The sequence below is a fragment of the Gemmatimonas aurantiaca genome (assembly GCF_037190085.1).
GTDB classification, from domain to species: domain Bacteria; phylum Gemmatimonadota; class Gemmatimonadetes; order Gemmatimonadales; family Gemmatimonadaceae; genus Gemmatimonas; species Gemmatimonas aurantiaca_A.
The window spans coordinates 364,327-381,896 of sequence record NZ_JBBCJO010000005.1; the positions used below are offsets into that span (position 1 = coordinate 364,327).

General features: G+C 65.1%; 15 protein-coding genes and 1 tRNA gene. 3 read left to right on the forward strand and 13 right to left on the reverse strand.

Annotation, left to right across the window (positions count from 1 at the left end; all coding sequences use genetic code 11):
• Window positions 1-27: 27 nt before the first annotated feature.
• The 3 genes from WG208_RS07375 to dapF are packed head-to-tail and all read left to right on the forward strand — an operon-like array spanning window position 28 to window position 4,123.
• Window positions 28-2,427, forward strand: coding sequence for a hypothetical protein (locus WG208_RS07375; protein ID WP_337170694.1), 2,400 nt, complete (start codon window positions 28-30; stop codon window positions 2,425-2,427).
• Window positions 2,428-2,432: 5 nt separating this feature from the next.
• Window positions 2,433-3,185 (forward strand): polyprenol monophosphomannose synthase, encoded by a 753-nt coding sequence (locus tag WG208_RS07380; RefSeq protein WP_345786973.1) that lies wholly within the window; start codon window positions 2,433-2,435, stop codon window positions 3,183-3,185.
• Between the two features lie 17 nt (window positions 3,186-3,202).
• Window positions 3,203-4,123, forward strand: a complete 921-nt coding sequence (gene dapF, locus WG208_RS07385) for a diaminopimelate epimerase (RefSeq protein WP_337170696.1) — start codon at window positions 3,203-3,205, stop codon at window positions 4,121-4,123.
• Between the two features lie 668 nt (window positions 4,124-4,791).
• On the opposite strand, the gene WG208_RS07390 is transcribed toward dapF, so the two are convergent.
• The 13 genes from WG208_RS07390 to WG208_RS07450 all read right to left on the reverse strand — a co-directional run bounded on the left by WG208_RS07390 (window position 4,792) and on the right by WG208_RS07450 (window position 17,434).
• Window positions 4,792-5,451: a CDC27 family protein gene (locus WG208_RS07390; RefSeq protein WP_337170697.1), complete on the reverse strand. Its 660-nt coding sequence runs from the start codon at window positions 5,449-5,451 to the stop codon at window positions 4,792-4,794.
• Between the two features lie 285 nt (window positions 5,452-5,736).
• Window positions 5,737-8,397 carry an excinuclease ABC subunit UvrA gene (locus tag WG208_RS07395; protein WP_337170698.1) on the reverse strand — a complete coding sequence of 887 codons (2,661 nt, stop codon included), beginning with the start codon at window positions 8,395-8,397 and terminating at the stop codon, window positions 5,737-5,739.
• 383 nt (window positions 8,398-8,780) lie between these two features.
• Window positions 8,781-8,857, reverse strand: a tRNA-Arg gene (locus WG208_RS07400).
• A 296-nt stretch (window positions 8,858-9,153) separates the two neighbouring features.
• Entirely contained in the window at window positions 9,154-9,690 is a 537-nt protein-coding gene (locus tag WG208_RS07405) for an adenine phosphoribosyltransferase (RefSeq protein ID WP_337170699.1), read from the reverse strand.
• A gap of 91 nt (window positions 9,691-9,781) precedes the next feature.
• Window positions 9,782-10,093, reverse strand: coding sequence for an acylphosphatase (locus tag WG208_RS07410; protein WP_337170700.1), 312 nt, complete (start codon window positions 10,091-10,093; stop codon window positions 9,782-9,784).
• A 12-nt stretch (window positions 10,094-10,105) separates the two neighbouring features.
• Window positions 10,106-11,272 (reverse strand): hypothetical protein, encoded by a 1,167-nt coding sequence (locus tag WG208_RS07415; protein WP_337170701.1) that lies wholly within the window; start codon window positions 11,270-11,272, stop codon window positions 10,106-10,108.
• 81 nt (window positions 11,273-11,353) lie between these two features.
• Complete coding sequence (locus WG208_RS07420; protein WP_337170702.1) at window positions 11,354-12,013, reverse strand: protein-L-isoaspartate(D-aspartate) O-methyltransferase; 660 nt, start codon at window positions 12,011-12,013, stop codon at window positions 11,354-11,356.
• Complete coding sequence (gene surE, locus WG208_RS07425; RefSeq protein ID WP_337170703.1) at window positions 11,995-12,753, reverse strand: 5'/3'-nucleotidase SurE; 759 nt, start codon at window positions 12,751-12,753, stop codon at window positions 11,995-11,997. Before surE ends, WG208_RS07420 begins: the two co-directional genes overlap by 19 nt.
• Window positions 12,754-12,767: 14 nt before the next feature.
• Entirely contained in the window at window positions 12,768-13,142 is a 375-nt protein-coding gene (locus WG208_RS07430) for a MerR family transcriptional regulator (RefSeq protein ID WP_337170704.1), read from the reverse strand.
• A gap of 1 nt (window position 13,143) precedes the next feature.
• Window positions 13,144-14,145 carry an NAD(P)H-dependent glycerol-3-phosphate dehydrogenase gene (locus tag WG208_RS07435; protein ID WP_337170705.1) on the reverse strand — a complete coding sequence of 334 codons (1,002 nt, stop codon included), beginning with the start codon at window positions 14,143-14,145 and terminating at the stop codon, window positions 13,144-13,146.
• Complete coding sequence (gene plsY, locus WG208_RS07440) at window positions 14,145-14,768, reverse strand: glycerol-3-phosphate 1-O-acyltransferase PlsY (RefSeq protein WP_345786965.1); 624 nt, start codon at window positions 14,766-14,768, stop codon at window positions 14,145-14,147. The genes WG208_RS07435 and plsY overlap by 1 nt, the downstream gene beginning before the upstream one ends.
• 33 nt (window positions 14,769-14,801) lie before the next feature.
• Window positions 14,802-16,112, reverse strand: coding sequence for a ribosome biogenesis GTPase Der (gene der / locus WG208_RS07445; RefSeq protein WP_337170707.1), 1,311 nt, complete (start codon window positions 16,110-16,112; stop codon window positions 14,802-14,804).
• Between the two features lie 14 nt (window positions 16,113-16,126).
• Window positions 16,127-17,434 carry a DUF512 domain-containing protein gene (locus WG208_RS07450; protein ID WP_337170708.1) on the reverse strand — a complete coding sequence of 436 codons (1,308 nt, stop codon included), beginning with the start codon at window positions 17,432-17,434 and terminating at the stop codon, window positions 16,127-16,129.
• Between the last annotated feature and the right edge of the window lie 136 nt (window positions 17,435-17,570).

Sequence of the window (17,570 nt, forward strand, 5' to 3'; positions counted from 1 at the left end):
ACCGCTGCCCGATCTTCCACAGGATTCATGGCCCGAACCGACGCCACACCACCCACCGGCGCTCCGCGACATCCATTTGCCGTTGCCGCGGCCGTCAGTGCCATCGCCACGCTGCTGCTGGCGTGGCCCGCGCTGGGTGGCGCCTTCCTGGTCAATTCGAATTCCGACCAGTACATCGCCGGCTACTCCTTCCGCGAGTTCGCCGCCCGTTCACTGCGCGACGGCCACGGATTCCCGCTCTGGAATCCGTTCCAGTTCGGTGGCATGCCGTATGTGGCCGCCATGCACGGCGACATCTTCTATCCCACCTTCCTGCTGCGCCTGTTCCTCCCGACTGACGTCGCGATGACATGGGGATTCATCATCCACATGGTGCTGGCCGGGATCTTCACGTTCGGGTTCCTCCGGGCAGCGGGTGTGCGTTTCCACGCCGCCACGATCGGTGCGGTGGCCTACCTGCTCAGCGGGGCCCTGGCGTCGTATGCCTCGCCGGGCCACGACGGCAAACTGTTCGTCAGCACGCTGCTGCCGGCGGCGCTCTGGGCGCTCACGCTGGGTATGCGGGACGGCCGGCGCGGCGCGTGGGGCGCGCTCGCCGTCATCGTGGGACTCGCCGTGCTCTCGCCCCACCCCCAACTGCTGCAATACCTGCTGCTCACCAGCGGGGCCTACGCCCTCTGGTTGGCCCTGCGTCCCCAGGCGGTCGTCACCGACCAGGGCCCGGTGCCGGCCACGGGCCGCTCGCCGCTCCCCCGTCTCGCGCTCGCGCTCGGCGCCGTCGTCCTCGGCGGCATCATGGGTGCCATCCAGTATCTGCCGGTGCGCGAATACGTGGCCTGGTCGCCTCGCGCCGGCGGCAAGGGATACGACTACGCCACCAGCTTCTCGTTCCCGCTGGAAGAAACCATCAACATGTACCTCCCCCAGTTCTCCGGGATTCTGGACAACTACTGGGGACGGAACGGCATCCACTTCCATAGTGAGTATGTGGGCGCCAGCGTGCTGGTCCTGGCGCTGTTTGCCTTTGGCGGCGGACTGATCAACCGGCACCGCGCCCACGCCTGGTTCTGGCTGGGAACGCTGGTGGTCTCGCTGTTCTGGGCCTGGGGCGGCAACACTCCGTTCTATCATCTCGTGTACGCCGTCGTGCCGGGCTCGAAATTCTTCCGCGCGCCCAGCAACATCCTGTACGTGAGCGCGTTTTCCTTCGCCGTGCTGGCCGCGTTCGGCGCCGAACGGGTGTTGGCAGGGAAGGGGACCGTGCGGTATGCCATCGGCTGGACCGTGTTTGCCCTGGCCGTTGCCCTGCTCGCCTCCGCCGGTGGCCTCACCAACCTCGCCATGTCGCTCTTGGGTGAGGCCCGCGGGGATCTGATCGAAGCCAACCACACCAATGTGGTGCTCGGCGCCTGGCGGTCGGCGGCGGCCGTGATCGCCACGCTGGCGCTCATGCTGGCCATCGCCCGCAACAAGCTGTCGCCCTCGCTGAGTGGATGGTTGCTCGCCGCGCTGGTCGCGCTCGACCTCTGGAGCATCGAACGCCGTTACTGGCAGTTCTCGGCGCCGGCCAGTCAGCTCTATGCGGAAGACGACATCATCCGCTACCTCCAGAAGCTGGATCAGCCGGGCCGGGTGATCGCGCTGCCGCTGGGCGACAACATGGCGCCGCACGATCCTTTCCTGATGGGCGATGCCCTCATGCACCACGGCATCCGCGGGGTTCTGGGATACCACGGTAACGAGCTCGGCCGTTTCCAGGAGCTGTACGCCAAAAACGAAGGCTATCAATCGGTGGCCAATCCCAACTTCTGGTCACTCACCAACGCCCGGTTCTTCTATACGAACGCCCCCGGGCTGCCCTTCCAGGGATCCCGGCTCGTGGCCGGACCGGTGCGAAACGCGGCGGGCACGATGACCTATCTGTACGAGCTGCCGGGTGATCATCCCGCGGCCTGGGTCACGCCCATGAAGGTCAAGCTCGACGATCCCACCACCAAGGCCACGCTGCTCAATCCCAACTTCGACGTGCGCCGCGTGGCGATTTTCGACAGCGCGGCCGCGGTCGACGTGCAGCCGGTGAACTCGCCGCTCCCCGAACCGGTGACATTCGGCGTGCAGGTCGATCGCTACGAGGCCGGCGCCATCGACCTCACACTCGAGGGACCGGCACCCGCGGGCAGCGCCCTCATCGTCTCCGAGAATTTCTATCCGGGGTGGAAAGCCACCGTCGACGGTCAGCCGGCCACGACCAGCCGAGCCGACTTCACGTTGATCGGCGTGGAGCTGCCGTCTGGAGCGAAGAAGGTGCAACTGCGGTTCGACAGCACTCCATATCACACCGGTCAAATCCTTACATTGCTAGCACTTGGCATCGGTTTGTTGTGGTGGATCATCGGTGCCGTGTATGATCGACGAGGGCAGGCATGACACGAATGAAGACCCCGGCACGGGGGGCGCTGCGTGGTGAGGAACGTGGCGTCGTGATCGTACCGACCTACAATGAAAGCGAGAACGTCACCCGCATCGTGCCACGCATCCTGGATCAGGATCCGCGGCTGGAGGTGCTGGTGGTGGACGACAATTCGCCCGACGGGACCGGCGAGCTGGCGGATGAGCTCGCCGCAGAGAATCCCCGGGTGCACGTGTTGCACCGTCCGGGGAAAGAAGGGCTGGGGAGGGCCTATCTCGCGGGATTCGCCTGGGCCCTGGCGCGCGACTATGCGTTCGTCTTCGAGATGGACGCCGACTTTTCGCACGATCCGATGCATCTGCCGGAGTTTCTGGCGGCCATCCGGGACGCCGACCTGGTGCTGGGTTCGCGATATCGGGACGGGAAGGTGACCGTGGTGAACTGGCCGATGACACGCCTGATGCTGTCCTACGGCGCGAACATCTATGCCCGGGCGGTCACCGGCCTCCGGCTGGGTGATGGCACGGGCGGCTTCAAGTGCTTCCGCCGCGAAGTGCTGCAGGCCATTCCACTCGATCAGGTTCGCTCCAACGGATATGCCTTCCAGATCGAGATGAGTTTCCGGGCCTGGAAGAAGGGGTTCCGGATCGCCGAGATCCCCATCGTGTTCCATGACCGGACGGAAGGGGAGTCGAAGATGTCCAAGCGCATCGTACGGGAAGCCATCTGGATGGTGTGGCGCCTGCGTTGGTGGGCGATCACGGGGTGGGTCTGAACGACCATGAGGCAGGTATGACCGACTCCGGCGCGGCCGACACGGCCGGCCCGACCACCGGATCGACCGCATCCTTGCGCGGATTGCCGTTCGTGAAGATGACCGGCTCGGGCAACGACTTCGTGTTTTTCGACGGGAGATCGGTACCGATCGAGCTTGTCACACAACCTGAGGCGATCAAATCTATCTGCAACAGGTACAATGGCATAGGAGCGGACGGCATCGTCGTTCTCGAGCCGCTCTCCGGTGACGCTGACGTCCATATTCACTACTACAACAGTGATGGTACCGCAGCCGATCTCTGCGGGAACGCCACGTTGTGTTCCACTGCGTTGAGCGTGGAGCTGGGTCTTGCCCAGGCCAGTGGCATGCGTCTGTCCACCGGAGCCGGGCTCATCAATAGCCGACTCGAGCATCTTCCGGCCATCGCCTTGCAGCCGGTGACCGACATCCGTCCGGATATGCCGATCGACCTGGCGGCGGTGGGTGACGCGGCGACCGGCAGTCGCGCGGGCAGCCGCATCGGATTCGCGGTGGCGGGCATTCCGCACCTGGTGATCCTGTGCGAGGACGCCGACGCCATCGACGTGGCTGGCCTCGGGCCCGCGCTGCGCCGCCACCCGGCCAGCGGCCCGGCGGGCGCCAATGTGAACTGGGTTTCCGCCCGACCCGATGGCAGCTGGCGCTACCGCACGTTCGAGCGCGGGGTGGAAGGCGAGACGCTGGCCTGCGGAACCGGTGCGGTGGCCACGGCGGTGCTCCTGGCCACGTGGGGTTTGGCCGACCGGACCGTCGTCATCCGGACCAGCTCCGGCCGGGACGTGGAGGTGCTGCTGGCGCCGCTTCCCGGCGATTCGGAAGGTGCCCGCAGCGGCTTCGCGCCGACATTGCGGGGAGAGGGTCGGATCGTGTTTCGCGGGAAAATCGCCGACATCTGAGGTCATCGGAGAGTACCGAAGGGTACCGGCGAGAGCGCCATGACAGCCTCATACGACGATTGGCAGGCGGTCAGACGCGGCCACGACGAGCGTGCATCAAGGCTTTGAAAGCCTTTCAGAAGGCGCCAAGGCCACCCGTTCAGGCATCCCCAGAGCCCGTTCAGAGCCCGCACTGAGCCGGCCCAGAACCCGTTCACAATCCCGGAAAGAACCGGGCCGGAAGAGCGAAGACGTGATCCCAGAACACGGTGGTCACGTCTTTGATTTTCCACACCAAATGCAAGGTATCACAGTACTCAAAAATCACGTGGAAAATGTGGACAGGTGGAGAGTTTTGACGGCCCATGAGACCCAGGGGAGCGACCAGTTCAACAGAAGTATTGCAAGTTGTTGCTGTTGAACGACTTGATCTTTCCATCCACACCTGAGGTGGATTTCCACTTGGGGATTTCCCACAGTTATCCACCATGAATAGTTTACATAACATATATTATATGCATAAATGCAGATCGCCTACGAACGATAACTGTACCAATACTGGCTGCATGGAGACCTGAAAATGTCGACTTCCCCGCAAACAGAAAGAGGCGATCCGGAAAACCCGGATCGCCTCCAAAATGTGACCGCCAATTGCTGGTACGTCTCCGACCGTCCTGCCCGCTACGGCATTACTTCTTGGCCGCGAGTTCGCCCAGGCGGATGTTCGCTTCCTGCTGGACCGGCTCACCGTCCAACTGCGCCAGCGACTCCCACAGCGTTTTGGCTTCGTCGTTCTTACCCGCCGCCATCAGGCTCCGGGCCTGCGACGCCTCGTAGGCGTGCTTCTCGGCCGGGAACGGCGTGGCAGCGGCCGCCTTCGCGTAGTGGTCGGCCGCCTTGCTCATGTCACCCTTCATCTCGTAGCCGCCGGCAATCAGCGACTCCATGCTCGCCTTGAACTCCGTGGTCGAGCTCCCCAGCGCCTTCTCCAGCACCTTGATCCCGTCGTCGTACTTCTTCTGCTCGTAATGCACCTGAGCCAGGAGAATCGCCGCCTGCTGGCCGGACGAGGTGCTGGCATACCGGTCCGTCACCTTCTCCAGCGCCTTCTGGGCGTCGTCGAACTTGCCCTGGGCGAAGGGAGCCTGCGCCTCGTACAGCGCAGCCGACGCCTTCTCACGCTTGGTTTCGGCCGTGCTCCGGTACACGAAGACCGCCGCCGCCACCACCGCCGCCGCACCAACGGCATACACGATGGGCTTGGCATTGGCCTGGAGCCAGTGCGCGACGTTCTCCATGGGATCGTCGCTGATGTGCGCTGTGGATGAGGAGCGGGTCGCCTGGGCCATGCGAATGCCAACGGTGAAAGGAACGGAAACCGACGGAGCTGGATCACATCCCCAGCTCGTATGATGCAAAACCGGGATAGTCTGGGAAGATAGCTGAATCCCGGGCCGCAAGACAGGTTGATTGCCAACGCCAACGAGTGCCGACATCGGGAGATCGCGGGTCCGGCTCCGGAGGAGCAACAGCCGATGGGGCCCTACCCCGCCGCGCCATCGAACGCATCACGGATGCGGCTGCCATCCCTCCCGCCGGGAGGCAGTCCCATCCCACGGCCAACTGTCGTGGTCCTACAAGGCCGCCTTCAGATAGGGCGCCGTCAGGCTGACCGTTGCTTCGGCGACTTCGCGTGGAACGCCGCTGGCGATGATCCGACCACCCTCCTCGCCAGCCCCAGGCCCCAGATCGATGACCCAATCCACCTGGGCGATCGCGCGCATGTCATGCTCGACGACCACGACCGTATTGCCGACATCGACAAGGCCCTGCAGGTGCCGCATCAGCCGATCCGCGTCGGACGGGTGGAGGCCCGACGTCGGCTCGTCGAGAATGTAGATGGTGTTACCACGCTGCGCGCGCTGCAGCTCGGTCGCGAGCTTGATCCGCTGCGCCTCGCCGCCCGACAACTCCGTCGCCGGCTGACCGAGCCGGAGATAGCCGAGGCCGATCTCCCGTAACACATCGAGTGAGCGCATGACGGGCGCCTCTCCGGCGAAGACGTCGCACGCCTCGTCCACCGTCAGTTCGAGCACCTGGGCGATGGTGCGACCGTTCCATTCGACCTCGAGCGTTTGCGGGTTATAGCGGCTGCCATGACAGGTCGAGCAGGGCGCGTACACACTGGGCAGGAACAGGAGCTCCACCATGACAGAACCCTCGCCCTCGCATACCGGGCAGCGCCCTTCCGCGACATTGAACGAGAACCTGCCGGCGCTGTAACGGCGCCGCCGAGCCAGGGGTGTGTCGGCGAAGATCTTGCGCACATGATCGAACAGGCCGCTGTAGGTGGCGAGGTTCGAGCGCGGGGTGCGGCCGATCGGCTTCTGGTCGACCCGCACGATCCGCCGGATATGATCCATGCCATCGACGATGCGGCCTTGGGTCGCCTCCTGCGCGACGTCCAGCAGCGGATCGACGTCATCCTCTTCGACCGCGGGGGCGCCGCCGAGATGCTCCGTGACAAGCTCCGGCAGCGCCTGGCTTACCAGGCTGGATTTGCCCGATCCCGAGACGCCGGTGACGGCCGTGAAGCAGCCGATCGGGAACGCGACATCGAGGCCATGCAGATTGTTGCGAGTCACACCTTCGAGGCGAAGCCATGATTGGGCTTCGCGTGGCGTCCGGTCGTTGGCCGCGGGCTCTGCGAAGAGATAGCGGCGCGTCATCGATTCCTCGACGTCGGCGAGACCCGCGATCGGGCCGCTGTAGATGACCCTGCCGCCTTTCTCGCCGGCGCCCGGTCCGACATCGACCAGCCATTCGGCATGACGGATCACGTCGAGGTCATGCTCGACGACGAACAGCGAATTGCCCGCCGCCTTCAGCCGTTCGAGGATCGAGAGCAAGGCTTCGCCGTCGGCCGGGTGCAAGCCCGCCGAGGGCTCGTCGAGCACATACACCACGCCGAAGAGCTGCGACGACAACTGGGTGGCAAGACGCAGGCGCTGAAGCTCCCCGGACGAAAGTGTGGGTGTGCTCCGGTCGAGCGAGATATAGCCGAGACCGAGATCGATCAGCGGATCGAGCCGTTCGAGCAGTTCCGACGCCAGGCGCTGCGCCGCGACCCGCTTCTCATCGGAGAGATTGGGTGTCCGGCGCACGTCGGGCGCGCTCTTGTGGGCAGAACCGCCGGCCGCCACCCGGCGTTCGACCGCCGCATCGCGGGCCGCTTTGCCCAGAACATGACCTTTCGCGGTCGCCGCGGCATCGCCATTCCCGCCATACTCGCCGTGCGCGACCGGCGTCAGAAGGTCTCGCAGGTTCAGCAAGGAGAGGTCGCCGAACGCGGCGATGTCGAGCCCGGCGAATTTCACGGACAGCGCCTCGCACTTCAGCCGCTTGCCGTGACAGGTGGGGCAAGCGCGGCCGATGATATATTGCGAGACGCGCTTCTTCATCAGCGCGCTCTTGGTGTTGGCAAAAGTCTCCAGCACATAGCGGCGCGCGCCGGTGAAGGTGCCCTGGTAGCTCGGTTCCATGCGGCGCTTGAGGGCAACGCGGGTCTGTTTGGGCGTCAGGCCCGCATAGACAGGTACCGTCGGTGTTTCGTCGGTGAAGAGGATCCAGTCGCGATCCTTCTTCGGCAGGTCGCGCCACGGCGTATCGACATCATAGCCGAGCGAGACGAGGATATCGCGCAGATTCTGGCCATGCCACGCTGGCGGCCAGGCGGCGATCGCCCGTTCGCGAATGGTGAGGCTGTCGTCGGGCACCATCGTCTCTTCGGTCGCGTCGTAAACGCGGCCGATCCCGTGACAGGTCGGACAGGCCCCGGCCACCGTGTTGGGCGAAAAATCCTCCGCGAAGAGCATCGGCTGGTTGCGCGGATATTCGCCGACGCGCGAATAGAGCATCCGCACGAGACTGGAGAGCGTGGTGATGCTGCCGACCGAGGAGCGCGCGTTGGACGACCCACGCTGCTGTTGCAGGGCGACCGCCGGCGGCAGCCCGTCGATCGCATCGACCTCCGGCACGCCCGCCTGGTCGATCAAACGGCGGGCATAAGGCGCAACCGATTCCAGATAGCGGCGCTGGGCCTCCGCGTAGAGGGTGCCGAAGGCAAGGCTCGACTTGCCCGAGCCGGATATGCCGGTGAACACCACAAAAGCATCGCGGGGCACGTCGACATCGACATTCTTGAGGTTGTTTTGCCGCGCGCCACGGACCCGTACGCAAGATGGCGCAGCCTGTCTGGAGCGGGTTGCTGTGGCAGCGATATCCCTCGTCTTCATTTCAATAGTCCCGCACCATCCGCTCCACCGCCGGAGATAACTGGAGTCGTCATGCGGAATCTCCTTGGGGTAAAGCGTCGGTGCGGCACCCCCCGGTATGCGTCACCCTGATGAACACCTAGGGAGTCTGAATCAATATACTCCTGAATACTCCTGACCTATCGAATTCTGCTGGCCGACTCTGGTGTGCGTCGGGGATGCTTGTCGGCAGACGGAGGACGTCAGCGTCTGCAAAGACCTGCCGTTCGACGCGTCACAGGGGAACATCAGGAATGTCCCCACACACTGACATTCAGGGGCCTGACGAGCGTCGAGATCCGCCACGAACGCTACGCCAATTCCGCATCTCGCCGCCGCTGGCCACCGTCGCTGCGATTGGGAAGTGGTGCCCCCGAGAGGATTCGAACCTCCGACCAACAGTTTAGGAAACTGCTGCTCTATCCAACTGAGCTACGGGGGCGAACGACTTCACCACGGTACGCCGCGTTCACAATGTAGCACCTGCCGCCGGGCCATCGCGCCCGCCGGACATGGGACACTCCACGTCCGGTTGGCGAACGGCATGCCGCCCAATCTATTGTGCGACCGATTTCATTGCACCACGCCGACCCGAACCGGCTGCGCCTGGAAACCCCGATGACCGTTGCCCAGCGCGCCGGCAGTGGGAGCGCCCCGATTGCCGCTCGTCCGACCTCGAGATTCTCCAGTGTCATTCATGCCACGATGAACGATCCACCACGGCCGCGCCCCGTCCGTTCAGTACCTCAGCAGAGACCGTACCGTCCTGCCAGACAATGCGTCCCGTCCGTGCAGAAATCCGAGTTCGAGGACCACCGACACGGCGACCACCTCACCTCCGAGGCGTTCCACGAGACGACAGGTCGCGGCAGCCGTGCCTCCGGTGGCGAGCACGTCGTCCACGACCGCGACGCGAGGCGGCTCACCATGACCGCCATGAAACACGTCCACGTGCATCTCGAGCACGTCCTCGCGATACTCGAGCGCGTAGGCTTCGCGTTCAGTGGTCCACGGCAGCTTGCCAGGCTTCCGGGCCGGTGCAAAGGGCACACCCAGCCTCATGGCGATGGGAACGCCGAAAAGAAATCCTCGGCTCTCCACTCCCACCACGTGCGTGACTCCCAACTCCGCCAGCGACGAAGCCATGGCGGTAACGGCTTCGGAAAGCAACGCCGGCTGCGCAAGGATCGGCGTGATGTCCTTGAACAGGATCCCGGGTGCCGGGAAATCGGGGACATCACGAACGGTGCGGGCGAGACGGTCGGCGAGGGTCATGCGGCCAACTTACCATGTGCGTCCACTCCACGCGTCTCGACGGCGGTCGATTGGCGACCCGCGCCGTCCGCCTCACGTGCCCGGAGAGCGCTCAGCGCTCCACCACAAAAGGCGCCGGCAACACACGCGTATCCAGGACGGAGGGTGACTCCGTGACCACCCGGTCCACCCGGCTGCCGTCGGGTCCTCGCGCGATGGCCTCCTCCAATGCCTGTATGGCCTCGGCACTGCCGGCAAATTCCGTGAGGACGTCACCATTCGGTTCGTTGCGAACCCAGCCGCGCACTCCGTGCGCCCTCGCCACCTGCCGTACGAACCACCGGAACCCCACGCCCTGCACCCGACCGGTCACGCGCAGGCGACGCACGCCCCACGATCCCTGCTCTTCCGCGGACTCCGGCACGGTTCCGACGTCTCAGCCGAGCTTCACACCCAGCAGCGCGGCCAACGCGGCCACCAGGGCAGCCGCATCACCCATGCGGGGTTCGTATCCCGGCAACGGCAGTTCTCCCGTTCTGACCCGACGCGCCAGCAGCTCCAGCGCATGGGCCGCCGCCTCCGCGCTGCCATCCCGGTCGGCAGCCTGGGCACCCAATGCCGCCGGCTGACTCCGCGGTGTGAACAGCGGCTGCCGGACCGGCATGATGTCCACCATGTCGTCATCGCTCCACACCGGCAGTGGTTCCGGCGTGTGGGGTTCGGCGAACAGCGCTGCCGGTTCGGTGGACGGCGGCGGCGCGAACGCCTCGAGCCGGTGCGCCAGCAGGTCGAGTTCGGAGGCGGCTTCTTCGAGCGGCCACTCGTCGACCGGCGCGGACGGTGCATTCATTGCCTCGACCGCGGGGCTCGGCCCCACCGCATCGCTCGCGCCGGGCTCCTCGCTCCGCCCTACCACATCACTCGGCTCCCCCGCATCGGTCAGCTCCTGCAGACCTTCGGACTCGATACCGACCTCGGCGAAGGCCGCGAATGTCGCGGCTTCCGCTTCGACACCCACATCGACGGCGGAATCAGCCTCGACATCAGCCTCGATATCAGCCGTGACATCGCTTGCAAAATCCCTTGTGAAATCGCCCGCAAAATCGGCTGCGAAGCTGGTGTCAAAATTGGCGTCCAAATCGGCGTCGAAATCGACGATCGACTCCGCTTCCGCCGTCTCCCTCACTGCTTCCGCCAGATCCGGAATCGCGTCCATCGAAGCCGCCGGCGTGGTAGCCAGGAACGCATCGATCCATGGCAACGAATCGTCGGGCGCGTCACCGGCGGCCTCGACGACCGTCTCATCGGCCACCTCACCAGTCGCCTCTTCCACCGCCGCGTCGACGACATCTGCGTCAACGACTCCGCGCCCGGCGGCACTCTCCAGCTCCGCCACCGCCAATACCTCCGGCACCTCCATCACCGGTTCCCGTCGCACCCGCCAGGCGGCCGGCACATACGGGCCAGGCCCCCGTCCACGCCCGCTCGCCGACGGCGGCCCGCCGTGGGCAACCGGCGTGGCATACGGCGGCAATCCCGCGCGCTCGAACGACGGCGCGTGGTCCCCTGTTTCGGGCATCAGCGAATGGTGCGGGAGGGACATGGCAAACTCGGCAGTGGCACGAGATGACGCGGAATGAAGCGGAATGACGCGAGGCAACACGGAGCGGGACCGGAGTGCCGGTCAGCCCGGCCATCCTCCCGCCCCAATCAAGGGGACGAAGCGGACCGGGGTGATGTCACGCCGCTCCAGTCGGCCGCCCCGTTTGGTGAACACGGTCAGCATCTGCTCTTCCTTGCTTCCGATCGGAATCAGCAGCCGGCCGCCCTCCGCCAACTGTTCTTCCAGCGCCGGCGGCACATGCGGCGCCCCCGCGCTCACCACGATCGCGTCGTACGGGGCATACTCCCGCCAGCCCAGTGTGCCGTCACCCAGCGACAACGACACGTTGCGCACCCCGGCCTGCTGCAGAATGGGACGCGCCCGATCGAGCAGTTCGCGATACCGCTCCACCGAAAACACCTGCGCCGCCAGTTCGGAAAGCAGCGCCGTCTGATATCCCGAGCCGGTGCCGATCTCGAGCGCCCGTTCGGTGCCGGTGAGCAGCAACTGCTCCACCGACCGCGCATGCACCCAGGGTTGCGAGATGGTCTGCCCATTCCCGATGGGCAGCGCCGAATCTTCGTACGCCCGATGCCGCACCGTGGACGGCACGAACAGGTGACGCGGAATCGTATCCACGGCACGAAGCAGGGCGAGATCCTTGATCCCCTTGTCCTGCAGCGCTTCCACGAGACGACGACGCGCCCCGCGGAATTCGGGCTCTATGGCTCCCGCCACCATTCGGTCGCCGAGTTGAGCACATCCCGATGCGTGAGATCGAGGTGCAAGGGAGTGACGGAGATGTATCCGTCGTGCACGGCGCGGAAATCCGAATCGGGCGCCCCGCTCCACTCCACCGAACCGCCGCCGATCCAGAGGATGTCGCGGCCCCACGGATCCTTCATCCGCGCAATGGAATCGCTGAACACCCGGCGTCCGAGGCGTGTGAGACGCACCCCGCGGATGTCGTCACCGGGAACGGCCGGCAGATTCACGTTGAGCAGCGTATGCGGCGGAAACGCGGGCAGCGTCGTGAGATGATGCAGCAACGCGCGGATGGCGCCCACCTGCGTGTCCAGCAACGCATCCGCACGCAGCACATTGCCGCCGAACGACAACGCGATGGACGGAATGCCGAGCGCCAGCCCTTCCATGGCCGCGGCCACCGTGCCGCTGTACAGCACGTCCTCGCCCATGTTGGGGCCGTGATTGATGCCGCTCAGCACGAAGTCGGGACGCACGTCGAGCAGCGCTTCGCAGGCCAGCATCACACAGTCGGTGGGGGTGCCGTCCACCTGCCAGCGCCGCTCACCCAACCGCACCGGCCGCAACGGATGATGCAGTGTCAGCGAGTGACTCGTCGCGCTCTGTTCGCGATCGGGTGCGACCACATACAACTCGCCCAGCGACTCGGCCGCGCGTTCCAGCACGCCCAGTCCCTTGGCCAGAATCCCATCATCGTTGCTGAGAAGAATCCGCATCGGACCTCGAGAGTTCAGTTCGGGTGCGGCGCGCCATCGTCAAGCAGCGCCTGCAGTTCCGCGAGTTCACGTTCGATGCTCTCGAGTGCTTCCACTTCGAGGGCGGCACGGGCGGCGGGTCGCAATGTGCCACCTTTGCGGTATTCGTCGAGCTTCTGACGCGCACCGTCGATCGTGTACTTCTCGGTATAGAGAAGATGCTTCACGAGCAGGATGAGCTCCACCTCACGGCGTGAATACACACGATTGCCGCTGCGATTCTTGGCCGGGTTGAGCAGTTTGAACTGGCTTTCCCAGTACCGCAGCACATGCGGTTTGAGCTCCGTCAGCGTGCACACGTCACCGATGGAGTAGAACTCCTGCACCAGCTCGCCGCGCGTTCCCCCCATGTCAGTCCCGCTCCGCGCGCAGTTCCCTGGCCATCAGCTCGGAGATGGCGGCCCGCGGCGCCCGTCCTTCGAACAGGATGCGATACGTGGCATCGATGATGGGCAGCTCCACGCCCACCCGATCGGCCAGTGCCTTGGCGCTCTGCGTGTTGAGCACCCCTTCGGCGACACTCTCCTTGCCGGCCAGCGCTTCCTCGAGCGTCTGCCCTTCCCCGATGGCCACGCCCACCGCGCGATTGCGCGACAACGCGCCGGTGCACGTGAGCACGAGATCGCCCAGACCGGCGAGTCCGGCGAATGTTTCCGCGCGCGCTCCCAGCGCCACGCCCAGACGCGTCATCTCCGCGAGGCCGCGTGTCATGAGCGCCGCGCGCGGATTGTAGCCCATACCCAGACCGTCGAGAATGCCCGTAGCCAGCGCCATCACGTTCTTGAGTGCGCCACCGAGTTCCACACCCGTGACATCGTCGCTGGTGTAGACGCGGAATTCCGGTGCGCTCATGGCACTCTGCACCAGCGTGGCCGCATCGGCATCGGCACAGGCGGCCACCACCGCGGTGGGCTGACCGGCCGCCACTTCCACCGCGAAGCTCGGGCCACTCACCGCCACCACCGGGTGTCCGGGCGCTGCACTGGCCACCACGTCGGTCATGAGCGCCATGGTCTCGCGTTCGATGCCCTTGGTGGCCACGGACAACACCGCATGGGCCGGAAGGAACGACGCCCCGCTCGCCACCACCGGGCGCAGCACATGCGACGGCGCGGCATACACCACCAGCCCCACCCCGTCGAGCGCGTCCGCCATGTCCGACGAGGCGCGCAATGCGGGCGTGAGTGCGGCACCGGCCAGAAACCGCGGGTTTTCATGACGCGTGTTCACCGCCTCCACCACATCGGCTTCGCGCGCCCACAGCGTTGTCGTGTGTCCATTCCGCGCCAGACGATCGGCGATCGCGGTCCCCCACGCGCCTCCACCGATCACCGCGCAGCGTTGTGTCGACATCAGACGGCTCCCTTGGACGGAGAAGGCCCACCGAGGCGCCGCTCTTCGCCGCGCATCAGTCGCTTCACGTTTTCCCGATGAGTCCAGAACACGAAGGCGGCAATGCAGAAACCCACCACCACCAACGGCGTGAGCACCGCGCCCGCCTGCCACAGCAGAATCAACGCGAGGCTGAGCGCCGCAACCAATGATCCGAGCGACACATACCTCGAAATCGCCACCACCGCGATGAAGGTCGCGATGGCGCCGAGTGTGGCCGCGGGTGCAAGCGCCATGAACACACCACTCGCGGTGGCGACTCCTTTGCCACCGCCCTTCCCCATCAGGAAGACCGGCTTCACATGGCCCGCAATGGCGGCGACGCCGATGGCCACACCCCACGGCCAACCCTGGGCCAGGCCAAACGCGCCCGGCAGCAGCAGCGTGGGCAACCACCCTTTCAGAAAATCCACCACATACACCAGCAGTCCCCATCGCCAGCCCAGCGTGCGCTGCACGTTGGTCGCACCGAGATTCCCCGAACCGACTGTGCGCAGGTCGACTCCGTTGATCCGGCCAACCAGGTAGGCCGTGGGAAAGGAGCCGGCCACGTACGCCAGGACGAGGGCAAGCGCGATCATCACGTGTTCATCACCTGATCGTGGCCGGCGATGGGGTCACGAGTTTTTCCTCCGGAGCAGGATGCGCAGCGGCGCACCCGTGAACCCCCAGCGTTCCCGGAATCCATTGTGCAGGAAGCGCACGTAGTGCTCGGGAATGGCTTCGGGATTGTTGCCAAAGACGGCGATGGTGGGCGGCTCGATCTCCACCTGCGTGGCATAGTTGAGCTTCACTTCACGCCCTGCAGCCTGCGGTGGCTGACGACGGGCAATGAGATCGCCCAGCGCGTCGTTCACTTCGGAAGTGCTGATGCGACGGGTGCGCTGTGCCTGCACCTCCAGTACCAGATCGAGCGCCTTCGTCACGCGCTGGCCGGTCACGGCGGACGTGAACAGAAACGGCACGAAGTTGAGATAGGGCGCCTTTTCCACAGCCTCCTTTCTGAACTTGTCCGCGCTCTTGTCGGTCTTGTCGGGATAGAGATCCCACTTGTTGATCACGAGGATCAGACCGCGCCCGGCCTCCCAGGCCATGGTCGCGATCTTGAGATCCTGATTCTGCAGCCCTTCGGTCGCATCGATCATCAGGATGCACACATCCGACGAATCGATCGCGCGTCGTGTTCGCAGCGCCGAATAGAACTCCACGCCGTCATCGATTCTGGACTGGCGACGCAGGCCGGCCGTGTCCACGAAGATGAGGTCCGTATCGTGGTAGCGCATGGGCGCATCGATCGCGTCGCGCGTGGTGCCCGATTCGTCGCTCACCACCAGCCGGTCTTCACCGAGCAGCCGATTCACGAACGACGACTTGCCCACATTGGGGCGACCGATGACGGCCACCCGGATGGCCTCCGGACGCTCCTCGTCGATTTCCGGGATGTGCTCCACCACCGCATCGAGCAGATCGCCCGATCCCTTGCCGTTCGCGGCCGAGACCGGATACACGTCGGTCACGCCCAGTCGGTAGAACTCGTAGAAGTCGGTGCTCGCCGGATCGTCCACCTTGTTGGCTACGAGCATCCACGGTTTGCGCGCATTGCGCAGCAGATCGACGATGCGCGCGTCGCTGGGATGCACGCCCACCTTGGCGTCCACCACGAACAGCATGAGGTCCGCTTCTTCGATGGCCTGCATCACCTGTCGACGGATGGCGGTGTCCATGAGCAGATCGGAGTCTTCCACCAATCCGCCGGTATCCACCAGCCAGAAGTGCCGCCCCGCCCACTCGGCTTCACCAAAGTGCCGATCACGCGTGGTGCCCGCCTCGTCACTGACGATGGCGGCGGCCTCGCCGATCACACGATTGAACAACTGCGATTTGCCCACATTGGGGCGCCCGACCACGGCAACAACGGGAAGACTCATCGGAACTCTGAAGTTCAGGCGGCGGATCGCACCGCCGCATCCCCGTCGGATACCCCTTCGGGGACGAGTGCGTCGATGAAATCGTAGGAAGGATAGACCGGCATCGGCAGCGACTCGCGCACGGCGATGAACGACTCTTCATCGAGGAAGAGACCGTTGTCGTTGATGCATTCGGCAGGAATCAGGGCGAGATCGAGATCCACACGCCCATCGAGCACACGCCGGATATCGGCGCCCACGAGCAGACCGGCCGTGGTGGTGGTGGGTCCGAACAGCGAGTTCTCCGCCACGATGAGATCGAACGTGGCGCCGGTGACCTGGGTGAGTTGCTCGAGCAACGGCGGCATCAGAGCGCCCATGGACACGCCCGTCACCACGCCGATTCGGCGTCCATCGAGGCGCGGCAGCTGCGACAGGCCATCGTGCACGCGGGCCCGCAGGGTCGTCACCGCCCCCACGCCGTTCTCGATCTGCGCGAACTCGCCGTAGTGCTCGACATCGGGGAGTGGCACACCGGCCAGCAGATACAGCTCGTCCGATCCGTACACCCAGCGGTCGCCACGCTCTTCGAGTGCGCGTTCCTCCCACCGGTGCACGGCGTCCAGCAGCTTCGACGCATTCTCGGCGTCCATCGGTTTGCCGGTGTAGAGATGCGAGAACTGCGTGACCCCCACGGGCACGATGGCCACCGACAGCACCGCATCCCCCAGATTCCAGAGATCGGTGAGCGACTGCTCCAGCACGTCGCCGTCGTTGAGGCCGGGTACGAGCACCATCTGGCCGTGGAACTGGATGCCGCCGTCCGCCAGTCGCGTGAGCTGTTCGAGGATGTTGGGCACACGCGGGTTGTTGAGCAGCACCTTGCGGGCTTCCCATGGCGTGGCGTGCACCGACACATACAGCGGCGACAGGCGATATTCGAGAATGCGCGCGATGTCGCGCTCTTTCACGTTGGACAGCGTCGCGAAGTTGCCGTAGGCGAACGACAGACGGTAGTCGTCGTCGCGAATGTAGAGACCTTTGCGCAGGCCTTTGGGCAGTCCTTCGATGAAGCAGAACTCGCAGCGGTTGGCGCAGCGCCGGACCGTGGGCGGCGCCAGCTCCACCCCCATGGACTCCCCATCGACCCGTTCGATGTCGTATTCGACGGTCTCGCCATCGGGGAGGCGTGCCGCGACCACGAACGCGTCATCGGCCGTCAGAAACTCCCAGTCGAGGAAGTCATCCAACGGCCGTCCGTTGACGGACAGCAGTTCGGTGTCCGGAACGATGCCGAGTTCGTCGGCAATGCTTCCGGGGTCTACTCGCGTGACGCGAACCATACCTGAGACGAAAACGGGGGCCGAGGCCTGACGAGGCCCTCCCCCGGGAATCGGCTGGGCGGCCGCCGTGCGCGACCACCCACTTGAGACAACTTAGGAGGCGCGTGGATCGAAGTCAATAAATACCATGGACTTC